The sequence below is a fragment of the Chryseobacterium angstadtii genome (assembly GCF_001045465.1).
Taxonomy (GTDB): Bacteria; Bacteroidota; Bacteroidia; order Flavobacteriales; family Weeksellaceae; genus Chryseobacterium; species Chryseobacterium angstadtii.
On the sequence record NZ_LFND01000003.1, the window covers coordinates 1,098,594 to 1,121,378 of the forward strand.

20 protein-coding genes are annotated in these 22,785 nt (G+C 37.9%); 5 read left to right on the plus strand and 15 right to left on the minus strand.

What is annotated here, in order from left to right; genetic code table 11:
• Positions 1-9 precede the first annotated feature (9 nt).
• The 6 genes from ACM46_RS12775 to thrS form a co-directional block, all read right to left on the minus strand.
• A complete protein-coding gene (locus tag ACM46_RS12775; protein WP_048507005.1) occupies positions 10-1,182 on the minus strand; it encodes a M28 family peptidase in 1,173 nt (390 codons plus the stop codon).
• A gap of 238 nt (positions 1,183-1,420) precedes the next feature.
• Positions 1,421-1,765 carry a 50S ribosomal protein L20 gene (gene rplT, locus ACM46_RS12780; protein ID WP_048507006.1) on the minus strand — a complete coding sequence of 115 codons (345 nt, stop codon included), beginning with the start codon at positions 1,763-1,765 and terminating at the stop codon, positions 1,421-1,423.
• Positions 1,766-1,884: 119 nt separating this feature from the next.
• Positions 1,885-2,082 carry a 50S ribosomal protein L35 gene (rpmI, locus tag ACM46_RS12785; RefSeq protein ID WP_047453167.1) on the minus strand — a complete coding sequence of 66 codons (198 nt, stop codon included), beginning with the start codon at positions 2,080-2,082 and terminating at the stop codon, positions 1,885-1,887.
• Positions 2,083-2,290: 208 nt separating this feature from the next.
• A complete protein-coding gene (locus ACM46_RS12790) occupies positions 2,291-3,112 on the minus strand; it encodes an alpha/beta fold hydrolase (protein ID WP_048507007.1) in 822 nt (273 codons plus the stop codon).
• 196 nt (positions 3,113-3,308) lie between these two features.
• Positions 3,309-3,809, minus strand: coding sequence for a translation initiation factor IF-3 (infC, locus tag ACM46_RS12795; RefSeq protein ID WP_172617123.1), 501 nt, complete (start codon positions 3,807-3,809; stop codon positions 3,309-3,311).
• A 195-nt stretch (positions 3,810-4,004) separates the two neighbouring features.
• Positions 4,005-5,924, minus strand: coding sequence for a threonine--tRNA ligase (thrS, locus tag ACM46_RS12800; protein WP_048507008.1), 1,920 nt, complete (start codon positions 5,922-5,924; stop codon positions 4,005-4,007).
• Positions 5,925-6,185: 261 nt separating this feature from the next.
• Here thrS and ACM46_RS12805 point away from each other — a divergent pair, with 261 nt between their 5' ends.
• Entirely contained in the window at positions 6,186-7,154 is a 969-nt protein-coding gene (locus ACM46_RS12805) for a dipeptidase (RefSeq protein WP_048507009.1), read from the plus strand.
• Between the two features lie 128 nt (positions 7,155-7,282).
• Here the strand turns inward: ACM46_RS12805 and ACM46_RS12810 are convergent, their stop codons facing one another.
• Positions 7,283-8,827 carry a hypothetical protein gene (locus ACM46_RS12810; RefSeq protein ID WP_048507010.1) on the minus strand — a complete coding sequence of 515 codons (1,545 nt, stop codon included), beginning with the start codon at positions 8,825-8,827 and terminating at the stop codon, positions 7,283-7,285.
• A 146-nt stretch (positions 8,828-8,973) separates the two neighbouring features.
• On the opposite strand from ACM46_RS12810, the gene ACM46_RS12815 reads away from it, so the two are divergent.
• The 4 genes from ACM46_RS12815 to leuB are packed head-to-tail and all read left to right on the plus strand — an operon-like array spanning position 8,974 to position 13,283.
• Positions 8,974-10,137 carry a 2-isopropylmalate synthase gene (locus ACM46_RS12815; protein ID WP_083997400.1) on the plus strand — a complete coding sequence of 388 codons (1,164 nt, stop codon included), beginning with the start codon at positions 8,974-8,976 and terminating at the stop codon, positions 10,135-10,137.
• A gap of 31 nt (positions 10,138-10,168) precedes the next feature.
• Positions 10,169-11,557 (plus strand): 3-isopropylmalate dehydratase large subunit, encoded by a 1,389-nt coding sequence (leuC, locus tag ACM46_RS12820; RefSeq protein ID WP_048507011.1) that lies wholly within the window; start codon positions 10,169-10,171, stop codon positions 11,555-11,557.
• 15 nt (positions 11,558-11,572) lie between these two features.
• Positions 11,573-12,178, plus strand: a complete 606-nt coding sequence (leuD, locus tag ACM46_RS12825; RefSeq protein ID WP_048507012.1) for a 3-isopropylmalate dehydratase small subunit — start codon at positions 11,573-11,575, stop codon at positions 12,176-12,178.
• Positions 12,159-13,283, plus strand: coding sequence for a 3-isopropylmalate dehydrogenase (gene leuB / locus ACM46_RS12830; protein ID WP_048507013.1), 1,125 nt, complete (start codon positions 12,159-12,161; stop codon positions 13,281-13,283). Before leuD ends, leuB begins: the two co-directional genes overlap by 20 nt.
• Before the next feature lie 431 nt (positions 13,284-13,714).
• Here the strand turns inward: leuB and ACM46_RS12835 are convergent, their stop codons facing one another.
• From ACM46_RS12835 to ACM46_RS12870, 8 genes are all read right to left on the minus strand, one after another.
• A complete protein-coding gene (locus tag ACM46_RS12835) occupies positions 13,715-13,897 on the minus strand; it encodes a hypothetical protein (protein ID WP_048507014.1) in 183 nt (60 codons plus the stop codon).
• A gap of 12 nt (positions 13,898-13,909) precedes the next feature.
• A complete protein-coding gene (locus ACM46_RS12840) occupies positions 13,910-14,515 on the minus strand; it encodes a DUF4230 domain-containing protein (protein WP_048507015.1) in 606 nt (201 codons plus the stop codon).
• A 2-nt stretch (positions 14,516-14,517) separates the two neighbouring features.
• Positions 14,518-15,084: a TlpA family protein disulfide reductase gene (locus ACM46_RS12845; RefSeq protein WP_048507016.1), complete on the minus strand. Its 567-nt coding sequence runs from the start codon at positions 15,082-15,084 to the stop codon at positions 14,518-14,520.
• Position 15,085: 1 nt separating this feature from the next.
• The gene (locus ACM46_RS12850; RefSeq protein WP_048507017.1) at positions 15,086-15,553 is read right to left on the minus strand and encodes a pyrophosphohydrolase domain-containing protein; all 468 of its coding nucleotides are present in this window, start codon (positions 15,551-15,553) and stop codon (positions 15,086-15,088) included.
• 174 nt (positions 15,554-15,727) lie between these two features.
• Positions 15,728-16,147: a hypothetical protein gene (locus tag ACM46_RS12855; RefSeq protein WP_048507018.1), complete on the minus strand. Its 420-nt coding sequence runs from the start codon at positions 16,145-16,147 to the stop codon at positions 15,728-15,730.
• A 10-nt stretch (positions 16,148-16,157) separates the two neighbouring features.
• Positions 16,158-16,868: a glycohydrolase toxin TNT-related protein gene (locus ACM46_RS12860; RefSeq protein WP_048507019.1), complete on the minus strand. Its 711-nt coding sequence runs from the start codon at positions 16,866-16,868 to the stop codon at positions 16,158-16,160.
• 482 nt (positions 16,869-17,350) lie between these two features.
• Positions 17,351-19,585 carry a reprolysin-like metallopeptidase gene (locus ACM46_RS12865; RefSeq protein ID WP_048507020.1) on the minus strand — a complete coding sequence of 745 codons (2,235 nt, stop codon included), beginning with the start codon at positions 19,583-19,585 and terminating at the stop codon, positions 17,351-17,353.
• 223 nt (positions 19,586-19,808) lie between these two features.
• Positions 19,809-22,736, minus strand: a complete 2,928-nt coding sequence (locus ACM46_RS12870) for a reprolysin-like metallopeptidase (RefSeq protein ID WP_048507021.1) — start codon at positions 22,734-22,736, stop codon at positions 19,809-19,811.
• Positions 22,737-22,785: the final 49 nt, after the last annotated feature.

The following is a 22,785-nucleotide window of genomic DNA, read 5'->3' on the forward strand; positions in this document are numbered from 1 at the left end:
GTGTTGGTGTTATTTTTCGATAATGATTTTTTTGGTTATGCTGTTTTTGTCAGATTTTACGGTTACCATATATACTCCGTTCATCAAAGCTGAAGTATTTATTTTTTTCTCACTTTCTGCATTAATTAACAGACGGCCGTTCATATCACTGATTTCAACCTGGAAATTTTTGTTTTCTTTCGGAAGTTCAATATGAAGGACATCCTGAGCCGGATTAGGATAAATTTTGATGGTTTCCAATGGATTGTCAGCGTATACTTCATCCGTCCCCAGAGTACTGGAAGCACCTGCATAATGTTGAAGAGCACCCAATGCTGCTTTTCCTACATTGAAAACATATACAGGATCTATATTGGCAAAAGTGTCGTTTACGGTATGTTCATTATGGCTTCTCGTTGTTTCATAAAAACCTGTAATAATATCTCCTTTATTTTCAAATGAAATATAATCTGAAGCATAAGCGTTGGACATGGTTGGCTGGAGTGGGGAATAAAGGGTAGTGCATGTAGCTAACTCCTGAGTCACTGCCAGTGATGCCGCATTATTACCCGTCTGTCCGCTCTGATCGCTTTCGCAGGTAATATTGCTGTTTACATTGCCTATTTTTCCGCCTACCTGGTCTATATTGAAAACAAGTTTCAGATTAACCTGGCGTGCGTTGTTCTGGAATATTACATTGTTCACATAATGTTTACTCCCTAAAAGTCCCTGTTCTTCTCCGGAAAAGTGGATGAATTTAATGGAGTAATCGGTAGGAACATCTTTTAAAATCCTTGCTGCTTCCAGTAAAATAGAAGTTCCGCTGCCATTATCACTTACTCCGGGACCTGTAACGGTATCATAGTGCCCACAGATAACTACGTAGGTATTGGGATAAAGAGTTCCTGTTTTGGTTATAATTAAATTCTTAGAGGTAGAAGCCCCATAAGTGAAAGCGTCTTCGGTAATCTGGCTGGCAGTGTATCCGTAAGATTCGTATTTAGCTTTGAGCCAATTCAGCGCATTTGTATTTTCAACAGAACCTGTGGTTTTTACCCCAAGATCACTGAATTGCTGAAGGTTTGATGTGATGTTGGCCTGCGTTATTTTATCAACTCTCGTCTGGTAAGCCTGTATAAAATTCTGGGCCTGAAGGCTGTAAGCTGATAAAGAAAGAAGAATAATAGTCGATATTTTTTTCACTTTTCACTAAAATTTTAAAGATTTAATAATTCAACAAATGTAGATAATAAAAATCAATTTTATTTTATGCAAAAAGGAAAAATTCTGTAATCCGGCTTTATTTTTTCTAACGTGTTTGAAAGGGTTAATTTTAATCTATATTATTGATTTTTTAGTGAATAAAAATCACATCAGATTATTAGAAATAAAAAAATCCCGAGCATAGCCCGGGATTATATTGATAACAAAAAATTCTACATTATTTTACTTGATCTACAACTGCTTTGAAAGCTTCAGGGTGATTCATTGCTAAATCTGCTAAAACTTTTCTGTTAAGCTCAATGTTGTTCTTTTTAAGAGCTCCCATAAATTGAGAGTAAGACATTCCGTGCTCTCTAGCTCCCGCGTTGATACGAGTGATCCAAAGTGCTCTGAAATTTCTTTTCTTCTCTTTTCTTCCACGGTAAGCATATTGCATTGCTTTTTCTACCGCGTTTTTAGCTACTGTCCAAACGTTCTTTCTTCTACCGAAAAAACCTTTAGCTTGCTTAATAATTTTTTTTCTGCGAGCTCTTGAAGCTACTGCATTTACTGATCTTGGCATAATTTAAATTGTTTTTTTGAAAAGGGCGGCAGTTTAAACTGCTCTTAGTGGCACCGTTTCAGGGTTAAATTGTTGAATTTGTTTTGAATTCTTATAAACCGAATATAGATTTATAAAAACTACTTAATTGCTAATTGACGTAGAACGCTTTTCGTGTCCACAGCAGCAACGTAAGAAGTCTGCGTAAGATTTCTCTTCTGCTTAGTTTCTTTCTTAGTTAAGATGTGGCTTTTGAAAGCATTTTTTCTTTTAATCTTCCCAGTTCCGGTAAGTTTAAAACGCTTTTTAGCACCTGATTTCGTTTTTAATTTTGGCATTGTTCTGCTTTTTTATTGTTTTGTTATCAATATCTTGTCTTTGATTCCTGCAATACGTAGGATTTACAGTTTGCAAAGATACAAAAAAAATCAATCCAAACTTTTATTATCTGTGATTTTATCGGAGTTATATGATAAAAAAGCCGTCTCTGTTGAGAAACGGCTCTATATTAAAAATATTTTTTGAAGATGTTTTCAACAATAATTATTATGACTGGAAAAATGATAATAAATCTTTATTGATTGTTTCAGCTTCTGTAGTAGGCATTCCATGTGGAAATCCCGGATAAGAAATCAGTTTTCCGTTTTTAAGAAGGGTAGCGGCAACCTTACCGGTTGTTTCAAAAGGAACGATCTGATCATCTTCTCCATGCAGCACCAAAACCGGAATATCAGTACTTTTCAGGTCTTCTGTAAAATCGGTTTCAGAAAATGCTTTGATACAGTCGTAATGCGCTTTAATGGATCCCATCATTCCCTGTCTCCACCAGTTTCTTCTCACACCTTCAGAAACTTCTGCTCCTTCTCTGTTGTATCCATAGAAGGGAAGGGTAAAGTCTATAAAATACTGCTGTCTCTGAGTCGCTGTAAAATGACGGATTTCATCAAAAACAGACATAGGGATGCCGTTCGGATTGTTTTCATTCCTGATCATAATAGGTGTTACCGCACTTACAAGAACAGCTTTGGAAGCCCTTCCTTTGCTGTATTGAGCTACATATCTGATGACTTCACCGCCGCCTGTAGAATGGCCGATATGGATCACATCTTTCAGGTCTAAGGCTTCAACGATTTCTGCTACATCTGAGGCATAAGTGTCCATATTGTGTCCTTCAGCGGTTTGTTCTGATCTTCCATGACCTCTTCTGTCATGTGCAATCACCCTGTAACCCTGCTCCAGGAAGAACAACATTTGTGCATCCCAGTCGTCCCCGGATAATGGCCATCCGTGATGAAAAAAAAGAGGCTGTCCTTTTCCCCAGTCTTTGTAATAAATTTCTGTTCCGTCTTTTAATCTAAGTGTGCTCATTGTTTTCCTGTTTAAGTTATTAATAATATAATGAATATTTGTTTTTGATAGGCTTAATACAAATGTATATCTATATCTTTCAAAAAATATTGATATAGGATAATATTTAATAAAAACTTAACTATTCGGAAAACAAAAAACCTCAAAATAATTTGAGGTTTTATATGATAGGAAACAGATATTACATCTGTTAAAACTATTTAGCTGGTTTTTTAGGACTCATCATCATAATCATTCTTTTCCCTTCAAGCTTAGGAAGCTGGTCTACTTTTCCAACGTGCTCAAGTTCCTGAGCAAGCTTCAGAAGTAAGATTTCTCCCTGATCTTTAAAGATAATTGAACGTCCCTTAAAAAATACGTAGGTCTTTAATTTCGAACCTTCTTCAAGGAATTTTTCAGCATGTTTCTTCTTAAATTCATAATCGTGATCATCAGTCTGAGGCCCGAAACGGATCTCTTTTACAACCACTTTTACTTGTTTTGCCTTTAGTTCCTTTTGTTTTTTCTTTTGCTCGTATAAAAACTTTTTATAGTCTAATATTCTTGCAATAAAAGGCTCAGCCTTATCGGAGATTACTACCAGATCAAGTTCCTGCTCTGTAGCAAGCTGTCTTGCTTTATCAATCGGATAAACTCCTGGCTCTACGTTATCGCCCACCAAACGAAGCTCTCTCACACGAATTTTATCGTTGATCAAGTGTAAGTCCTCCTGTACCGGACGTCTCTGTGGGCCCCTGTTGTTAAATCTTTGTGCTATTGTATTATAATTTTATTGGTTAATTACTTATCTATTTTTTCTTAAATTAAAAGATTAAAAAATTGAATGATTAAAAGATTAGTGTGCGTTTAGCAGTTTTTCAATCTTTAAATTCTTTAATCTTTTAATATTTTTTTATATCGCTGCTTCTTTTTTAAAGTAAGAAACAAAATCCTCCATGCTCATTGCCCCGAGGTCTCCTTCTCCACGTCTTCTTACAGAAATTGTGCCTTCATTGGCTTCATTTTCACCTACTACCAGCATGAACGGGATCTTCTTCAATTCCGCATCACGGATCTTTTTCCCGGTTTTCTCATTTCTGTCGTCAATCAGACCGCTAATATCGTGATTTTCCAAAAATTGTGAAACTTTTTTTGCATAATCTACATACTTTTCACTGATTGGCAGGATGATGAACTGATCAGGGCTCAACCACAACGGAAAGTCTCCTGCAGTATTCTCCAGAAGGATCGCGATAAAACGTTCCATAGATCCAAACGGAGCTCTGTGGATCATTACCGGTCTGTGCTTTTCATTATCGTTTCCGATATAATGAAGATCAAATCTTTCCGGTAAGTTATAATCTACCTGAATAGTTCCCAGCTGCCATTTTCTGCCTAAAGCATCTTTCACCATGAAATCCAGTTTAGGACCATAGAATGCAGCTTCACCGTATTCCACAATCGTTTTCAAACCTTTTTTCTCAGCGGCACTAATGATGGCACTTTCGGCTTTTTCCCAATTTTCATCAGAACCGATATATTTTTCTCTGTTTTCAGGATCTCTTAAAGAAACCTGAGTGACAAAGTCTTCAAAACCTAATGATTTAAAGACGTAAAGAGTCAAATCAATTACTTTTTCAAATTCTTCTAAAAGCTGATCCGGAGTACAGAAAAGGTGGGCGTCATCCTGAGTAAATCCACGAACTCTTGTCAGTCCGTGAAGCTCTCCGCTTTGCTCATATCTGTAAACAGTTCCGAATTCTGCATATCTCTTTGGAAGATCTCTGTAGCTCCATTGCGAAGTTTTGTAGATCTCACAGTGATGAGGGCAGTTCATAGGTTTCAGCAAAAATTCTTCACCTTCATTAGGCGTTTTAATAGGCTGGAAGCTGTCTGCACCATATTTATCCCAGTGTCCTGAAGTTACATACAGTTCTTTTGATCCGATATGTGGAGACATTACAAATTCATAACCTCCTTTTTTCTGAGCTTCAGAAAGGAAATTCTCCAGTTTTCTTCTTAAAGCAGTTCCTTTTGGCAACCATAACGGAAGACCTGCACCTACTTTTTCAGAAAATGCAAAAATACCAAGTTCCTTACCCAGTTTTCTGTGGTCTCTTCTTTTGGCTTCTTCCAGCTTTTCAAGATATTCGGAAAGCTCTTTCTGTTTTGGGAAAGAAATACCATAAACTCTTGTAAGCTGAGGATTTTTTTCATTTCCTCTCCAGTAAGCCCCGGCAGCATTTAAAATTTTCACAGCTTTTACAATTCCTGTGTTAGGAATATGGCCGCCACGGCATAAATCCGTAAAATTATCATGCGTTACAAAAGTGATTTCTCCATCATTAAGATTAGAGATAAGCTCTACTTTGTAAGGATTGTCTGCATATGTTTTTAATGCTTCTTCTTTAGATACAGGGTATAATGAGAATGTTGAACCTTTCTTGGCATTTTCCAAAACTTTCTTTTCAATTTTCTCAAAATCTTTTTCAGATAAACTTTCGTCTCCGAAATCTACATCATAATAGAATCCGCTTTCGATAGCCGGACCAATGGTAAGCTTAGCATCAGGATAAAATTCAAGGATAGCCTGCGCCAATAAGTGGGCAGAAGAGTGCCAGAAGGCTTTCTTACCTAGATCATCATTCCATGTCAACAATTGTACCGTTGAATCCGTGGTTATAGGTGTGGTCGTTTCTACTTGTTTGCCGTTTACAACTGCGGAAATGGTATTTCTAGCCAATCCCTCGCTTATAGATTTTGCCACATCTAGAGGAGTAACTTCTCCTTCGAATTCTTTGACACTATTGTCTGGAAGTGTAATTTTTATCATTGTTTACTAAGAAATTTTAAGATGCAAAAATACGCATTTTTTAAATAATATGCTATTTTTAAAGTATATTTGAAATAAGAATTACAATTGAATCTTTAAAATCAGATGGGTGATTTTAAATTGTCCCATCTTCAATTTAAGCTTTGCAGTGAGAAATCCCCTGAATTTCATATGTTCTATGATGAAAACCCGGGAAAATGTGACTTCCTGCTCTTTAAAATTCAATATTCACTGTAAATAGAAATGATACTATCTGATGTTATGAAAAACTTTACTATTGATCTCCACTGCGATTTACTCTGTCATTTATTGAATCCTGCTTCCACAGTTGATGATAAAGAACTGGGATGCTCACTTCCTTACTTACAGGAAGGAAATGTAAAACTCCAGGTAATGGCTATTTATTCGGCGACAGGAGCAAACAGTACGGAGTATGGAGCAAAACAGAGTGATCTATTTTCTGATATGCTGAAAAATGAAAACTTCTTTTTATTTAATGGTGAAAACTACAAAAATCCTGAAAATGAAAACAGGGTAGGAGTGATCGCTTCTATTGAAAATGCATCCGGTTTTTGCGGTGAAAATGATCCTTTAAAATCCGGGTTTAAAAATCTGGAAACGATCATTGAAAAAACAGAAAAGATTCTTTATTTGGGAATCACTCATCATACTGAAAACCGTTTTGGAGGGGGAAATAATTCCGAAGCCGGATTGAAAGAAGATGGAAAAGTATTGATTGACTATATTGCAGACCGTAAAATTGCCATAGATCTTGCGCACACAAGTGATCAGCTTGCTTATGGTATTCTTAATTATATAGATCAGAGAAATTATCAAATCCCTATCCTGGCAAGCCACTCCAATTACAGGGCTGTTCATGATAAAAACAGAAATCTTCCTGATGAACTGGCTCTGGAAGTGATTAAAAGAAAAGGACTGATTGGTCTCAATTTTATTCGAAACTGCGTTGATGATAAAAATCCGGAAAAACTGTACGAGCATCTTCAATATGGTCTGGATCTGGGAGGAGAAGACGCTATAGCTTATGGAGCTGATTTTTTCTACTGCAAAGATCATCCGGATACATCACGCCATCCGTTTTTCTTTAAAGGATATGACGATGCATCCGCTTTCAATTCTATCAATGAAAAAATTGAAAAGGATTTTTCCGGAGAGATTATGGAGAAAATAAGCTACAAAAATGCGTTGAGATTTATGGAGGGAATGTAGTTTTCTGGTGGCTTCGAGAGCCTCAGCCACCAGAATGCCCAATTTATAATTGGAATATCTGATATCTTCTACAATCTTTGATTATCCAACCTACTGGTGGCTGAGGCTCTCGAAGTCACCAGGTAATTTTATCCTTTTCTCTTATACCTTACTTTCTGCTTGATAATTTCAATGACATCCACATTCTGCACTTTGGATTTTACCCAACCGTGAATATCAATGTACAGAAGTGATCTTCTGTAGTATTCATTTTTGGAAAAGGTTTCCAGTATTTGATCAAAGGCAGCAAATGCTTCCAGCTGTTTATTTAAGACCAGATCATTGATATTTTTAAAGAACTGAATGCTTTCGAAATGGAACGTTTCAGGCTTCTTCATTTTTTTAGCAAATTTGAGGGTTGAACTGATAAATTCATCATAGTCTTCATCGTTTCCGGACTCATATTTAGCCATCAGAATCAGAATTCTTGTATGAAAAAGAAGATCTTCCTGAACATTGCCTTTGCATTCAACCACATTCATAGAATATTCGATAGATTTCTTAAAGTTTTTACTTCCGAAAAACATGGCTGCCATTTTCAGATATAGAATCATAAAGTGGTGTTCGTCTATTTTTTCGCGAAGTCTCTCCATTTTTAGTTCAATCTCAGGAATCAGCTTTGTCCCTGTGAAAAATTCACCTTTTACAAAATGGATATTCATTAAAGTATTATAATGAGTAAGGAAAATAAGAGCCTGCAGGTTTTCATTCTGAGCAAAATTCTCAGAATTCACCGTAGTATTGAAATTTTCAAAATGTTCTTCAAGAATATCAATATTTCCATACAGGAAGAGGATTTTCAAGAGATAAGTATTTCCTTTGATGTACCATACCGGATGACTGATAATCATCTCCGGATTCTTATGAAAAAGATCTACCCATTGATAGGCATATTTCAGGGTATATTTATATTCCTGTAGCAATTGGTTTTTCCAGACATGGGCTTTAAAATACCACAATTTTTCAGTGAAATTTAGTTTTTCAAGCTTTATTTTCCGGATCTGACTATTGAAAAGCTCCAATACTTCTTCACGATCTTTATCATTTTTTACATAACCATGCGTCAGCATTTCACTGTATAATTTCAGAGACAGATTTGACAGATCTGTAGCGTATTGATTTTGTCGGCTGATCTCTGTAGACTGTTCTATAAGTTCATCTGCACGGCCTACAATACTTCTTGTAATAAACTGCGATTCTATTACTTTCTCCAGATTGATAATTTCGGATGCAATACTTTTTTCGTCCAGTTCCATAGCAGATTGCTTAGTTTTATCCAGTATTTTCAAAGCTTGCTTGTAAAGTCCTTTTTGATAGAGAATATTAGCAAAATCAAGCTGTTCCCGAAGCTGAATCCTGTAATTCTGATGGCTTGGGTTCATGCGGAGACTCACCAGAATCTGTTTGTAAAGGTGGGCTTTCAGATTGGAAAGCTGCTGTTTTGTTGAAATTTTTTTCTCAATAATGACCTGTTCGTCATATTCCTTCATTTTATCCAGCTCAGAGAAAAGAAGCAGAAATTTTGCATCTACATTAATTCCAAGACGGTTTACGTACAGCCTGAACTGACGTTTTTCAGAGGTTGTTAATGACTTAATCAGTATAAACAAGAAATCTTTCTGCAATTCTGCCATTGTAAATTTATAAAATGTAATAAATTGATTGTTAAGTGAATAAGGCTATTTTGTAAGCTTTTGAATATTGTAATTTTCAGAAAAGACGAAAACGTAAAAATATTGTAAGCAGTAGTTTTGATCAAAATTAAGTAAAAAACTTCATTATGAATTCCGAAAAAATTGAAATTTTTGATACCACGCTGAGAGATGGGGAACAGGTTCCCGGATGTAAACTGAATACTCATCAAAAACTCATAATCGCCGAAAGGCTTGATAAGCTAGGGATTGACGTAATTGAAGCGGGTTTTCCCATTTCAAGTCCCGGAGATTTTGAATCTGTTTCGGAAATTTCAAAACTGGTGAAAAATGCAAAAGTTTGCGGACTCACAAGAGCTAACAGAAAAGATATAGATGCAGCTGCCGAAGCATTGAGACATGCAAAAAGACCCCGCATTCATACAGGAATCGGAACTTCGGATTCTCACATTCAATATAAATTCAATTCCACAAGGGAAGATATTATCGAACGTGCCACTGAAGCCGTAAAATATGCAAAAAGATATGTTGAAGATGTAGAATTTTATGCAGAAGATGCCGGAAGAACGGATAATGCTTATCTGGCAAGAGTCTGCGAAGAAGTCATTAAGGCCGGAGCTACCGTTTTAAATATCCCTGATACTACAGGCTACTGCCTTCCTGAAGAATATGGGGAAAAGATAAGATATCTTCGTGAAAATGTCAAAGGGATTGAAAAAGCTATCCTGTCTTGCCATTGCCACAATGATCTGGGATTGGCTACAGCCAACTCTATTGCCGGAGCGATCAACGGAGCGCGTCAGATTGAATGTACAATCAACGGATTAGGAGAAAGAGCAGGAAACACAGCACTGGAAGAAGTCGTCATGATTTTAAAACAGCATAAAGACTTAAACTTTCATACCGATATCAATTCAAAAATGCTTAATGAGATGAGTTTTATGGTTTCGGATCTGATGGGAATGCCGGTTCAGCCTAATAAAGCGATTGTCGGGGCCAATGCTTTTGCACACAGCTCAGGAATTCATCAGGATGGGGTGATTAAAAACAGGGAAACTTACGAAATTATAGATCCTGAAGAAGTGGGAGTTAATGCTTCATCCATCATTCTTACTGCAAGAAGCGGAAGATCTGCTTTGGCATACAGGTTTAAACATATCGGTTATGATATTACCAAAAGTGAGCTTGATTTCCTGTATCAGGAATTTTTGAAAGTTGCGGATATGAAAAAGGAGGTGAAAAATGATGATCTGTATAGAATTATGGAGATCTGCAGCCGAAAAATAGGATAGTAACTGACTGTAAAATCAAGGCAAATTGAATATGGACAATAGTAAAAAAACACTTTTTGACAAAGTCTGGGACGCTCATGTTGTAGAAACCGTTCCGGATGGACCTCAAATTATTTATATAGATAAGCACCTGATTCATGAAGTGACCAGCCCTCAGGCTTTCGCAGAACTTGAAGCAAGGAATCTGGAGATTTTCAGACCAAAGCAAATTGTAGCAACTGCAGATCATAATGTTCCGACACTCAATCAGGAACAGCCGATCAGAGATGAACTATCAAGAAATCAGGTAGAACAGCTGACAGAAAACTGCAATAAAAACAATATTGAACTTTTTGGATTGGGACATCAGTATCAGGGAATCGTGCATATCATCGCTCCTGAATTGGGAATTACCCAGCCGGGAATGAGCATTGTATGCGGAGACAGTCATACTTCTACCCACGGTGCTTTTGGTGCTATTGCTTTTGGGATAGGAACCAGCCAGGTTGCACAGGTTTTTGCAAGCCAGTGTCTGTTGCTTAATAAGCCTAAATCCATGAGGATTACAGTAAACGGAGTTCTTAATGAGAATGTTCAGCCCAAAGATGTGATCCTTTATATTATTTCCAAAATCGGAACCGATGGCGGAACAGGATATTTCTGCGAGTACGCCGGAAATGTTTTTGAAGAAATGTCTATGGAAGGGAGAATGACGGTTTGCAATATGAGCATTGAAATGGGAGCCAGAGGCGGAATGATCGCACCGGATGAAACCACTTTTGAATATGTAAAAGGAAAAACTTTTGCTCCGAAAGGGGAAGAATGGACAGAGAAATCTACTTACTGGAAAACCCTGAAAACTGATGAAGGAGCTATTTTTGATAAAGAATTAAGCTTTGATGCATCGGAAATTTTTCCAATGATTACTTATGGTACCAACCCGGGAATGGGAATTTCCATTCATGAAGCCATACCGGTTCCGCAGAATGAATCTGAAGAAAAAGCCCTTCAGTATATGGGATTGAAAGCCGGACAGGAAGTTTCAGGAATTAAAGTACATCACGTTTTTATCGGAAGCTGTACCAATGCCAGAATAGAAGATTTCCGTTCTGCCGCTCAGTATATTAAAGGAAAAAGTAAATCCGACACAGTGAACGCACTGATTGTTCCCGGTTCACAGCAGGTTGTGAAACAGATCTACGAAGAAGGTCTGGACAAGATTTTCAGTGATGCAGGATTTCAGATCCGTCAGCCCGGCTGTTCAGCGTGCCTTGCGATGAATGATGATAAAATTCCGGAAGGAGAATATTGTGTTTCCACATCCAACAGAAATTTTGAAGGAAGACAGGGACAGGGAGCCAGAACAATTCTTGCCAGCCCGCTTACAGCTGCAAAAGCAGCAATTGAAGGAAAAATTTCAGCTTTTGAAAGCTTAAACTAAAAGATCAGACTACCCATGCAAAAATTAACACTTATACAATCCCGCGCAGTACCATTGCCTGCCGAAAATATAGATACAGACCAGATTATTCCTGCCAGATTCCTAAAAAGTATTGACAGAAAGGGCTTTGGAGAAAATCTTTTCAGAGACTGGCGATTTAATATCCATACCGGAGAACCCAATGCTGAATTTGTGTTGAATAACCCTGGATATAGCGGTGAAATTTTAGTAGCCGGAAACAATTTTGGTTGCGGAAGCAGCAGGGAACATGCCGCCTGGTCTTTAACCGACTATGGCTTTAAAGTGATTATTTCAAGCTATTTTGCTGATATTTTTAAAGGAAATGCCCTGAACAATGGACTTCTTCCTGTAAAAGTGTCCGAAGCGTTTCTGAAAGATATTTTAAAAGGGATCACAGAAAATCCTGAAGCGGAAATAGCTGTAGATGTAGAGCAGCAGTCCATCAGTTTTAATGGAAAAACCGAAACATTTGAACTCGATTCTTATAAAAAAATATGCCTGCTTAACGGCTATGACGATATTGATTTTCTAATCAGCAAAAAACAGGCGATAAAACAGTTTGAACTAAAAACACAAAAGTATGAGCAACAGTTATTTTAAAATAGCCGTTCTTCCCGGAGACGGAATCGGTCCGGAAGTCGTGAATGAAAGTATTAAAGTATTGGAAGCTGTAGCTGAAGTATTTCAGTGCAAGTTTCAGTTTTCCTACGGACTAATGGGAGCGGAGGCTATTTTTAAAACAGGCAATCCTTTGCCGGATGAAACCCTGAAAATATGTAAAGAGTCTGATGCCGTTCTCTTCGGAGCCATCGGAGATCCGATTTTCGACAATAATCCTGATGCGAAAGTAAGACCGGAGCAGGGACTTTTAAAGCTTCGCAAAGAATTGGGGCTGTATGCCAATATCAGACCTCTGAAAACCTATGCTTCACTTATAGACAAAAGTCCTTTGAAAAGGGATATCATTGAGGGAACGGATATCCAGATTTTCAGAGAATTGGTGAGCGGAATTTATTTTGGTGAGAAATTTACAGATCCGGATGGGAAATATGCTTATGATGTCTGTAAATACAGTACTGAAGATATTATTCCCATCGCTCACATGGCTTTTAAAGAAGCTGAAAAAAGAAAAAAGAAGCTTACCCTGATTGATAAAGCGAATGTTTTGGATACATCAAGGCTTTGGCGAAAAATCTGTCAGAAAATTGCTCCTCAATATCCTGATGTGCAGCTGGATTATATTTTTGTAGACAATGCCGCTATGCAGCTGGTTCTTAATCCTAAGCAGTTTGATGTTATTTTAACAGAAAATATGTTCGGGGATATTATCTCTGACGAGGCCAGTGTGATCGGAGGGTCTATCGGGCTTCTTCCATCTGCGTCAGTAGGAGAGGAAAATGCCCTGTTTGAACCGATTCATGGTTCTTATCCGCAGGCCAAAGGGAAAGGAATTGCCAATCCTGTAGCTTCGATTTTAAGTACCGCTATGATGCTTGATTATCTGGAACTTCCGGAAGCCGCAGAAAAGTTAAAAAGAGCGGTGGAACATGCTATTGAAAATAGATATGTCACGGTAGATCTTAACTCGGAGCAGCATTATTCAACCAGTGAAGTGGGAAGCTTTATTGCCGATTACATTAAATATTCTGAAAAATCCTATTACAATTTTGAAAATATAAAGATCGGAAAATCTACGATCGTATAAACAACCAACTAAGCAGTCCGTATAAATAGATAGATAGTAGGAAAGGTTCCGTTCATTTGAGCGGGACTTTTCTGTTTTTTGAAATTGCATGGTTTGTGACAAAGAACATTTTTTTAACCACAAAAGGCACAAAAGTTTTTACACTTTACCTATTTTGAAGTTAAGCAAAATGCGGAAAGAGAGTACGCATAAGTCTTTTTAAAAATCAAAGATTTTTTAAGCAACGGTCCAATATTTTAGAAAAAATCTGCATCACCCGAAAAATCTGCGTAAAAAATTATTTTAAGCATTTAAGTTTCAAAAGCTTTGGAACCTTCCCATTGGTGGCTGAGGCACTCGAAGCCACCATAGCCAAATTAAAGTGCCTTTTATGGTTGAAAGACGGTCCAATAAAAAAGGTTCCGCGTCATATGAAGCAGAACCTTTTGGTTTTATTTTTTGGTATTATCCGTTTTCCCCGACTTGTTTTTTGAAGATTTCTGAATATCTTCTTTATCTATATCAGGCGGATTGCTTTTTTCTGAGGAAGCAGGAATATTCTGAAAATCCTGATTTTGCTTTTTCGTTTCTGCTGAATTGGCAGATTCTTTCTTTTTGTTGTCTTTTGAATCCATAGCTTTATATTTTTAGAGTCCTAAAACACCGAGCTTGCCGGTCTCATCTTCTATGGTATAATTCAAAGCTTTTGCCAAAACGAAAATATTATTAAGATTTTCCATTAATTGTTTGCGTCCTTCTGTTCTCAATTGATTCTGATTAACAGAATTTATAGCACTTTCTTTCGCTTTCTGAGTCACATTTTTAATGTCCTTTTCTGAAATTCTATTGAAAAAAGAATCATCCAGCGACTGAATTTCAACGCTTGGCGTAATTCTTATATCTGCATCAGGAAGTTCCGTAATCACCAGCTTTTTCTTGATGGAGTCTACTTCAATCTTCATTTTGTTAAGATCATAGGAAACCTGTGCATTGGTTTTGGTATACGTAATAATACTGTTGTTTGAAACTTCTTTTCCAAACATTTCATAGCCCATTTTAGTTTTCTGCATGCTGGAAATATTCTGCTCCAGAACCACCATTTTATTCATTTTGGAGATTTGGTTAGTCAGAATATAGTAATCCGATTTTTCTGTTTTTCCACCCAGATTTAAACAGGATTTAAGTCCGAAAAAAAGGATCAGCATAACGAGAATTCCCGCTGCGAATGATATAATTACTTTATAATTTCTCAATGTTATTTGCTAAAAATTTCTTTGATTACAGAGCTGTCATCTTTTTTCAGGATCTCAACCAGATCTCTTTCTATACAACCTGACGTTGGCATTTCTATGATTCTTCCGACCTCCTTACCGTATTTTTCTACGATAATGGTAGGAACTTTCTGGATATTATAGCGTACTTCGTCTCCTGTAGGAGATTCTTTTTTACGGTTCACAGCAATGATAGACAGTTTATTATCCGAATATTTCAGTTCCTCCAGAATTTTCATCAGCCTTGGAAAGTCCCTGTGGCTGTCTTCGCACCAGGTTCCCATAAAAACAACAAGGGAATAGGTGTTGAATTTGGCTTTTCTTAATTCACTGATTGCTTTCTGGTCTATAGCATATTCATCATGTTCCTTCACGTACCAGTCTGCATAAGGCGCTTTCAGGAACTGGTCTTTCAACTGATTCCCTAAAAGCATTTTACCGTCATTCTGAGTTTCTACTTCACGGTTCATTACCACTTTTTGGGCACTGAGCTGCTGAGAAGCCAAAAACAGGCCTGAAACGGCAACAATCTGGGTAATAAATTTCTTCATATTATTTTTCGATAATGGTTTTTAAATCAGCAGGAGAGTAGTACTTATTTTTCAGAACTTTATGGTCTGCCTTTCTGTACACATTGAATTTTTCTCCTGATTTTTCATAAAAAGATTCAACCTCTTTTTCCTTATAGAAAGCTACAGTTTCTTCCGCCTGTTCTTCATTGTCGCAAGCTTTAGACATATTGGAACGCTGTACTTCGTTGAATAGCTCTACAAATTTATTGCCAAGTCCGAATTCCAGTACCGCACCGCTTAAAACATACTGAAGATCGCAAAGAGCATCAGCAATTTCTACAATATTATTATCGGCAATAGCCTGTTTTAATTCGTTTAACTCTTCCTGAAGAAGTTCAACTCTTAGGTCGCATCTCTCCTGGGAAGGAATCTGTGGGATATCTAAAATAGGGGCTTTAAAAGTAGTGTGGAATTCTGCAACTTGGTTCAGACTGTCAATTTTATCCATGAATTTTATTATTTACAGCAAAGATAGAAAACGATTTTGGAAATTGATAATGCAGACGGCATATATATCGGTTTAAATAACTCCAGTTTGATTGAACTGAACAAAAAATCCACAGTTTAGACTGCGGATTTTTTTAATTCAGAATCGTCCTTTTGATGAAAAATACATTTACTTCTATTCTGCTTCCTCATATTTCCAGACTCCGGAAATGTGTAACAGAGTTAATCCCGGCTGTTTTTCGCCATATCCGAATACACATATATACTTCGCAAAGCATGATTGGCATTGTGTTCCGAAATATAGGGTAGGTAAGTCCTGTACCGTTAATTCTCCAAAATGGATCATTCCTTTGGATGTTTCAGTGACTATTTTGTTCTTTAATAATTCACTTCCGGATACCACTTTATTTTCATGATACATCTGAAAAATCGGAAATCCTGATTGATACGGTGTAATTTCTATGGTATTTTTACGACCACAATCGCAACAGGTGAATTCTGTTGTGGCAGAATGAGTAATTTCATCATTGCTGAAAGAATTTTTTGCCACAAAAGCCTGCCTGCCTATATGTATTTTCTTTGATATCGGATACATCTGAGTTGATTTATTGCTGAATAACGGTGCCTGCTAAGTTATTATATTTTCCGCTGGGACTTCTTTTAATGGTGATTTTTATATATCCTTCCTGTGCCAGTTTGTTCCATGTCTTCTGGTAGCCTGTTGCAACATCAATAGGGATTTTCCACATCGTCTGTTTACCGCCACCGGCCTGATTAAACCAGGGAATAATGTCGCCTACCTGAGATTTGAAAGGAAGTAAATTATTCAGAACGTCTATTTCATAATAAAAATCATACTTGTTTTCAGGCTGGTTTAGTGCTCTTTGTGTAAAAGTATAGGCATATCCGTTAATGATTGGGCTGGTAAAACTACCTCCTAACGTAGGAATTCCTGTCCCATCATAGTTTCCGATAGCGCCACTATAACGGTCGAATTTCTGTCCGGCCTGAAAAGAAACATCATCATAGATGTTGTACCCGCCATTGGCAGGAGGCCAGCCGCCGTTTAGTTTATTAGCATTAAACAATGCTTCCAGTTCGCTCCATTTCCCTTGTTTGTATAAATCAAATACCTGACTTCTAAGGGTTGGACTTACGGTTCCAGCCGGATCATAGGTTAAAGCAAGCTCATCAGCGCTTTTGTAAAATACGTGGGTGACGCCGGAATTGTTAACTTCATCTTCTCTGTCTGAGCTGCATGCCAGCGAAGAAAAGACCGTCACAAATAGAAAAATGTACTTAAATAAATGTTTCATAATAAAAGTTTTAATGGTTTTAGTTTTTTAGTTTTTCTGAAAGTATGTAAATTATTCCTCCTGTTATGATCAGGAGTTATAATGAGATAAAAAAAGCCTGATGATGGAAGTAGATTTGTGGTTTTGTAGAATAATTGTATCAAATTTTTATTATTCTTTTAAAATCTGTTTTTGAATTATAGTATAGCTACCGATCTGATAAACTTACCAATTCAGTCTCAGTTTTTTTTGAATTAAAACGGATTCAACGGTACTACGGAAGAATAGTTTTGAGGGATAAATTTAAATCAAAAAACAAAAAATAGCAAATGTTTTAAAATAAAATATTATGAATGAATTAAAATGAATAATCAATTTAGATTGAGTGACAAATAATCATTTATACTGAACTATTTGACTTCTGAAGGAAATTTATCATATCATCATTTATAAAAAAAGACCGCTCAATACTGAACGGCCTTTCCAATCATATGCAGATACAATTAATTTTTAATAAACCTTTTGGAAAATTCTCCTACCTGAATTACATAAGCTCCTTTGATCAATTTGCTTACATTTACGCTGCCTCTTTCCAGTTTTCCTGAAGTGATTAGTTTGCCGGACATATCGAAGATCTTATACTCCTCAGAGGTGGTGTTGGAAATATTCAGAATATCTTTTACCGGGTTAGGATATACTTTGATATCTGTATGCGTTTCTTTCGTTTCCTGAACTGCTTTTGCTGCACTGGCATTCACTTTAATATTAGCATTGTTCACGTCAAAGAAAATGTGATTAGACCCTTTCACCATAATTCTTCCTGTTGTAGTGGCTGCATTAGGAATGGTTACCGTCTGAGATCCGTCATTAGGTGTTGCTGCAAGTAGGGTAGTCCATGTATTTCCGCTGTCTGTTGACCAAAGTATATCAACATTTGCTGCATTTACTCCATTGGTTGTTGTTCCTGCTACATTCCAGCTTACGGTTTGAGAAGTTCCTCCGGTGTAGGTCACTGCCGAATTTTGAGTGGTGATATTAAATGGTCCGGCAGTTCCATTTACCATTATTTTTGCATCATCAGAATTATTTCCGGAACCTCCCGCTCTGTTATCACGAACTGTAAATCTGAAATTCAATGATCGGGCTACATTGGATAGAGCTTCTACCGTAATTTCTGAACCTGCAGTAGTCGTTGCTCCGGTTAATATGGATTCCATTCTCGGGAAATACCTTACAGGAGAGGTTGTTGGGGTCCATGACCTGAAAGTAGGGCCTGTTGTTTTCGTGGCACTTGCTCCTGAGCTTGTTCCTGTTTGTGAAGCAGATGCGCTATCCATCTGTTCCCAGATATAGGTTAATGAATCTCCGTTAGCATCTGTTCCCGTACCTTTCAGCATGAATGGAGTTCCCTTTGGAATTGTATAATCAAGGCCTGCATTTGCTGTAGGAATTGAATTTCCTGTGGCAGTTGTAACGGGGCATGTTTTGGTTTTAACATTATCCGTAATTTGCTGGATACTGGCGGCGTGGAAAAATGCATCTGAATGGGGCTGCACATCCTGAGCTGTAATTCCTGCATACCCCATAATGGTAGATCCGGAACCCGGTTCCACATTAACTCCTGTTTGTTCGTTACGATGAGAATAGGTATGATTTCCTCCAAACTGGTGTCCTAGCTCATGGGCAACATAATCAATATCAAAAGTATCGCCTGAAGGTGGAAAATTAGGAGAAGAATTTACGCTGCCTGTGGCCGGAGATGTAATTCCGCTTCCTTTACCATTCTCACAAACACAGCCAATACAGCCTGAATTTCCACCTCCTCCGGAAGCACCAAATAAATGGCCGACATCGTAATTCGCTTCACCAATGATATTAGTGATGGTGGTTTGAAGTTGTGAATTCCATGAGGATGGAGGAGAAGAAGGGCTTGTAACTGTTGAATAGGGATCCGAAGCAGCATTTGTATATATCAAAGCATCTGTATTCCCAATAAGAACCATTCGTACAGCCATATCTTTTTCAAATACACCATTTACGCGGGTCATGGTGTTATTCATGGCTGCCAGTGCATTGGTTTTGGTTCCTCCAAAATAAGCAGTATATTCTCCGGTAGTGGAAAGAGCCAGCCTGAACGTTCTCAATTTAGCATCATCTGCATTGGGCCTTGCAGCCATATCGGAATTGGTTACCCCTTTTTGAGCGACGTCAATAACTGTACATTCGAATGTGTTGAGATTGTCTTTTTTATCAGATTTCTTGTATACTACATAAGAAGAAAGATCTTTAGTATACGGCTCAATGAAAACAGCGGATTTGTTTCCGTAAATTTCCATAGAAGAAAGACCTAGCGGGGAAACACTGAAATAAACCGTAGAACTTGGATCTTCTACGTTTTCGCCTATGTATGATTTAATATCCGGATATTTCGCAGCAAGTTCAGGGGCAAGATTTGAATTTTCCGTAACCTTAAAGTTTTCCATTCTCCCTTCAGAATTAGGAAGGGAAATAATGATTCCTGAATTCTTTCCCTCTAGATTTCTTTTGGGTGCTGTAGATAATGCGTTTTTTAATCCGTTGACATCAAGACTGAAAATCTTCGGATCATTAATTCTTGTTTTGTTTTCAAATACGTCAGCTGATCTTTTAAGTGAGGCAGGAGACCATAAGTGGTCCGTCTGTGCGAAAGTGATGCCTGTAATCATAAGCATACCACTCATTAATAGTTGTTTTTTCATATGGATGTTTAGAATTGGTTTATTCCAAATCTAGTGAATAAACAACTTACAAAATCACTCATTATGAATATTTTAGACGGCCGTTAATTAACTTTTATCTTTTAACATTAAATAATAATTCATTTTTTATTTTGCTGAAAAAAAATACAATTGAAAGAAAATTAAGGAGTAAAAAAAATACTGCCCCGGATGAGGCAGTATTGAATAAATAGGTATGAGGTTATTAGTTTTTAATAAATCGTTTGGATGATTCTCCTACCTGGATCATATAAGCTCCTTTAATAAGGCTGCTTACATTCACACTTCCTCGCTCTAGTTTTCCTGAGCTGATTAGTTTTCCGCCCATATCGAAGATCTTATAATCTTCAGAGGTTGTATTTGAAATGTGCAATAGGTCTTTTGCAGGGTTAGGATACAATTTGATATCAGTGATCAGTTCTTTGATATCGGAAAGCTCACCTCTTCCTGAAGAAACAATATTTAATGTGTAATCTTCAACCTGGCCATAAGTGTATGTACCACATGAAGAACTAGGAACAGAGCTGTACTGCATCATTACTCTCATTCTGGTAGATCCTGTAACAGCAGTGGCAGGGATTGTAATGCTTCCTGTAACAGGCGTTGTTGTAGAACCTGTTTTAGACCAGGCTAGCTCTCCGCTGTCTGTAAAGTCTCCGTCTCCGTTGTAATCAATATAAACCGCGTAAGCTTCGCTGTAAACAGTAGAAGTCCACACCGGAGTTACTGAAATGGTATATGCGCTTCCTTTTGTAACATTGGTAGAAACAGAAGTGAAGTTTTCATATCCGGCAGTTCCTGTAGAAGTATTGTTGATGGTTCCAAATTTTATATTTCCGATTCTTTCATCTGCCGTATTGTTAGCAGAAGCAGAACAGTAAGTTACCGTACCCCCTGAAAGAGTTGTAACACTTACCGTATTGCTGGAAGGAGATGTATTTCCTGCAGCATCTTTAGATTTAACAGTAAAGCTGTAAGTAGTTGCAGGAGTAAGGCTTGTTACAGTATATGTAGTAGATGCGGTGCTGCCTATTGCTGCTCCGTTCATATAGACATCATATCCTGTAACGCCAACGTTGTCGGTAGCTCCGCTCCATGACAGGTTAGTCGTTGTGGCAGTAGTTCCCGAAGCAGCAAGGGTTGGCGCTGTAGGTGCTACAGTATCAGTTCCTGAACCTGCATTGACAGTAATATTGGCATTATTCACATCAAAGAAAATGTGATTGGAGCCTTTTACCATAATTCTGCCGGTGGTAGTTGATGAATTAGGAATTGTTACAGCTTGAGATCCATCGTTAGGCGTTCCTGCAAGTAGGGTAGTCCATGTATTTCCGCTGTCTGTTGACCAAAGGATATCTACATTCGCAGCATTCACATTATTGGCAGTAGTTCCTGCTACATTCCAGGTAACGGTTTGTGAGCTTCCTCCTGCATAAGATATAGCTGTGTTTTGTGAAGATACACTGAATGGTCCGGCTGTGGCATTTACGGTAATCAGAGTATCGTCAGAATTATTTCCTGAACCTCCGGCTCTGTTATCGCGTACCGTAAATCTGAAATTCAATGATCGGGCTACATTGGATAGAGCTTCAACAGTGATTTCTGAACCCGCAGTAGTGGTTGCTCCGGTTAATATGGATGCCATTCTCGGGAAATATCTTGTAGGCGAAGCAGTAGGTGTCCATGACCTGAAAGTAGGTCCTGTTGCTTTCGTAGCACTTGCCGCAGAGCTTGCTCCTGTTTGAGAAGATGAAGCATTATCCATCTGTTCCCAGATATAGGTTAACGAATCTCCGTTGGTATCCGTTCCTGTTCCGGTAAGCATGAATGGCGTTCCTTTTGGAATCGTATAGTCAAGACCTGCATTCGCTGTTGGAATGGCATTTCCAGTTGCCGTGCTTACAGGGCAGGTTTTCGCTTTAATATTGTTGGTGATCTGCTGGATACTTACTGCATGGAAGAAGGCATCGGAATGCGGCTGAACGTCCTGACCGGTAATTCCTGCATATCCCATAATGGTTGATCCGGAACCGGGCTCCATATTAACTCCTGTTCCTTCATTGCCATGAGAGAAGGTGTGATTTCCTCCAAACTGATGTCCCATTTCGTGAGCTACATAGTCAATATCGAAATTATCCCCTGAAGGAATGGCATCTGCCGGAGAAGTGTATCCGCTTCCTTTTGAACCGTTGGTACAGACACAGCCTATACAGCCTGCATTTCCTCCGCCACCGGAAGCTCCGAATAAGTGGCCGATGTCATAATTGGCTTCCCCGATCACGGAAGTAAGGGTACTTTGAAGCTGTGAATTCCAGCTGCTCATTCCTGAAGCGGCAGAATAAGGGTCTGTAGAAGCGTTGGTATAGATTACAGCATCGTTGTTGGCGATCAGAACCATTCTTGCGGCAAAGTCTTTTTCAAAAACACCATTCACGCGGGTCATGGTATTGTTGATAGCAGCCAGCGCATTGGCTTTAGTTCCTCCGAAATACACCGTGTATTCTCCGGTGGTGGAAAGAGCCAGTCTGAATGTTCTCAATTTAGCATCATCTGCATTAGGTCTTGCAGCAATATTGGAATTGGTTACCCCTTTTTGAGCGACGTCAATAACTGTACATTCAAATTTGTTGAGATCGTCTTTTTTGTCAGATTTCTTGTATACTACATAAGAAGAAAGATCTTTAGTATACGGCTCAATGAAAACAGCGGATTTGTTTCCGTAAATTTCCATAGAAGAAAGACCTAGAGGGGAAATACTGAAGTAAACAGTAGAAGTAGGATCATTAAGGCCTTCGCCTACGTAAGATTTGATATCCGGATATTTCGCGGCAAGCTGAGGATCAAAGTTGGAATTTTCTCTTACTTTGAAGTTTTCCATTTTTCCATCGGAATTAGGAAAAGAAATGATGGTTTCTGATTTTTCTCCCGGAGCCAGTTTCTTAGGAACTCTTGCCAGTGCATTTTTAAGTCCTGCGAAATCCAAGCTGTAAATCTTCGGATTAGTGATTGAAGTTTTGTTTTCAAAAATGTCTGAAGGTGCTTTTTTTGAACCTTCGCTCCAGAGACGGTCAGTCTGCGCGAAAGAAATGCCCGTAATAAGAAGCATTCCGATCATGGATAATTGTTTTTTCATATTAATTATTTGTTTTGGTTGTGGAATATCAAAGCTAATAAAAATTATA

Coding starts and splice junctions, on each gene's coding strand:
- rplT (WP_048507006.1), bottom strand. CDS start 1,765: ATGCCAAGATCAGTAAATGCAGTAGCTTCAAGAGCTCGCAGAAAAAAA.
- rpmI (WP_047453167.1), bottom strand. CDS start 2,082: ATGCCAAAATTAAAAACGAAATCAGGTGCTAAAAAGCGTTTTAAACTT.
- ACM46_RS12790 (WP_048507007.1), bottom strand. CDS start 3,112: ATGAGCACACTTAGATTAAAAGACGGAACAGAAATTTATTACAAAGAC.
- thrS (WP_048507008.1), bottom strand. CDS start 5,924: ATGATAAAAATTACACTTCCAGACAATAGTGTCAAAGAATTCGAAGGA.
- ACM46_RS12805 (WP_048507009.1), top strand. CDS start 6,186: ATGAAAAACTTTACTATTGATCTCCACTGCGATTTACTCTGTCATTTA.
- ACM46_RS12810 (WP_048507010.1), bottom strand. CDS start 8,827: ATGGCAGAATTGCAGAAAGATTTCTTGTTTATACTGATTAAGTCATTA.
- ACM46_RS12815 (WP_083997400.1), top strand. CDS start 8,974: ATGAATTCCGAAAAAATTGAAATTTTTGATACCACGCTGAGAGATGGG.
- leuC (WP_048507011.1), top strand. CDS start 10,169: ATGGACAATAGTAAAAAAACACTTTTTGACAAAGTCTGGGACGCTCAT.
- leuD (WP_048507012.1), top strand. CDS start 11,573: ATGCAAAAATTAACACTTATACAATCCCGCGCAGTACCATTGCCTGCC.
- leuB (WP_048507013.1), top strand. CDS start 12,159: ATGAGCAACAGTTATTTTAAAATAGCCGTTCTTCCCGGAGACGGAATC.
- ACM46_RS12835 (WP_048507014.1), bottom strand. CDS start 13,897: ATGGATTCAAAAGACAACAAAAAGAAAGAATCTGCCAATTCAGCAGAA.
- ACM46_RS12845 (WP_048507016.1), bottom strand. CDS start 15,084: ATGAAGAAATTTATTACCCAGATTGTTGCCGTTTCAGGCCTGTTTTTG.
- ACM46_RS12850 (WP_048507017.1), bottom strand. CDS start 15,553: ATGGATAAAATTGACAGTCTGAACCAAGTTGCAGAATTCCACACTACT.
- ACM46_RS12855 (WP_048507018.1), bottom strand. CDS start 16,147: ATGTATCCGATATCAAAGAAAATACATATAGGCAGGCAGGCTTTTGTG.
- ACM46_RS12860 (WP_048507019.1), bottom strand. CDS start 16,868: ATGAAACATTTATTTAAGTACATTTTTCTATTTGTGACGGTCTTTTCT.
- ACM46_RS12865 (WP_048507020.1), bottom strand. CDS start 19,585: ATGAAAAAACAACTATTAATGAGTGGTATGCTTATGATTACAGGCATC.
- ACM46_RS12870 (WP_048507021.1), bottom strand. CDS start 22,736: ATGAAAAAACAATTATCCATGATCGGAATGCTTCTTATTACGGGCATT.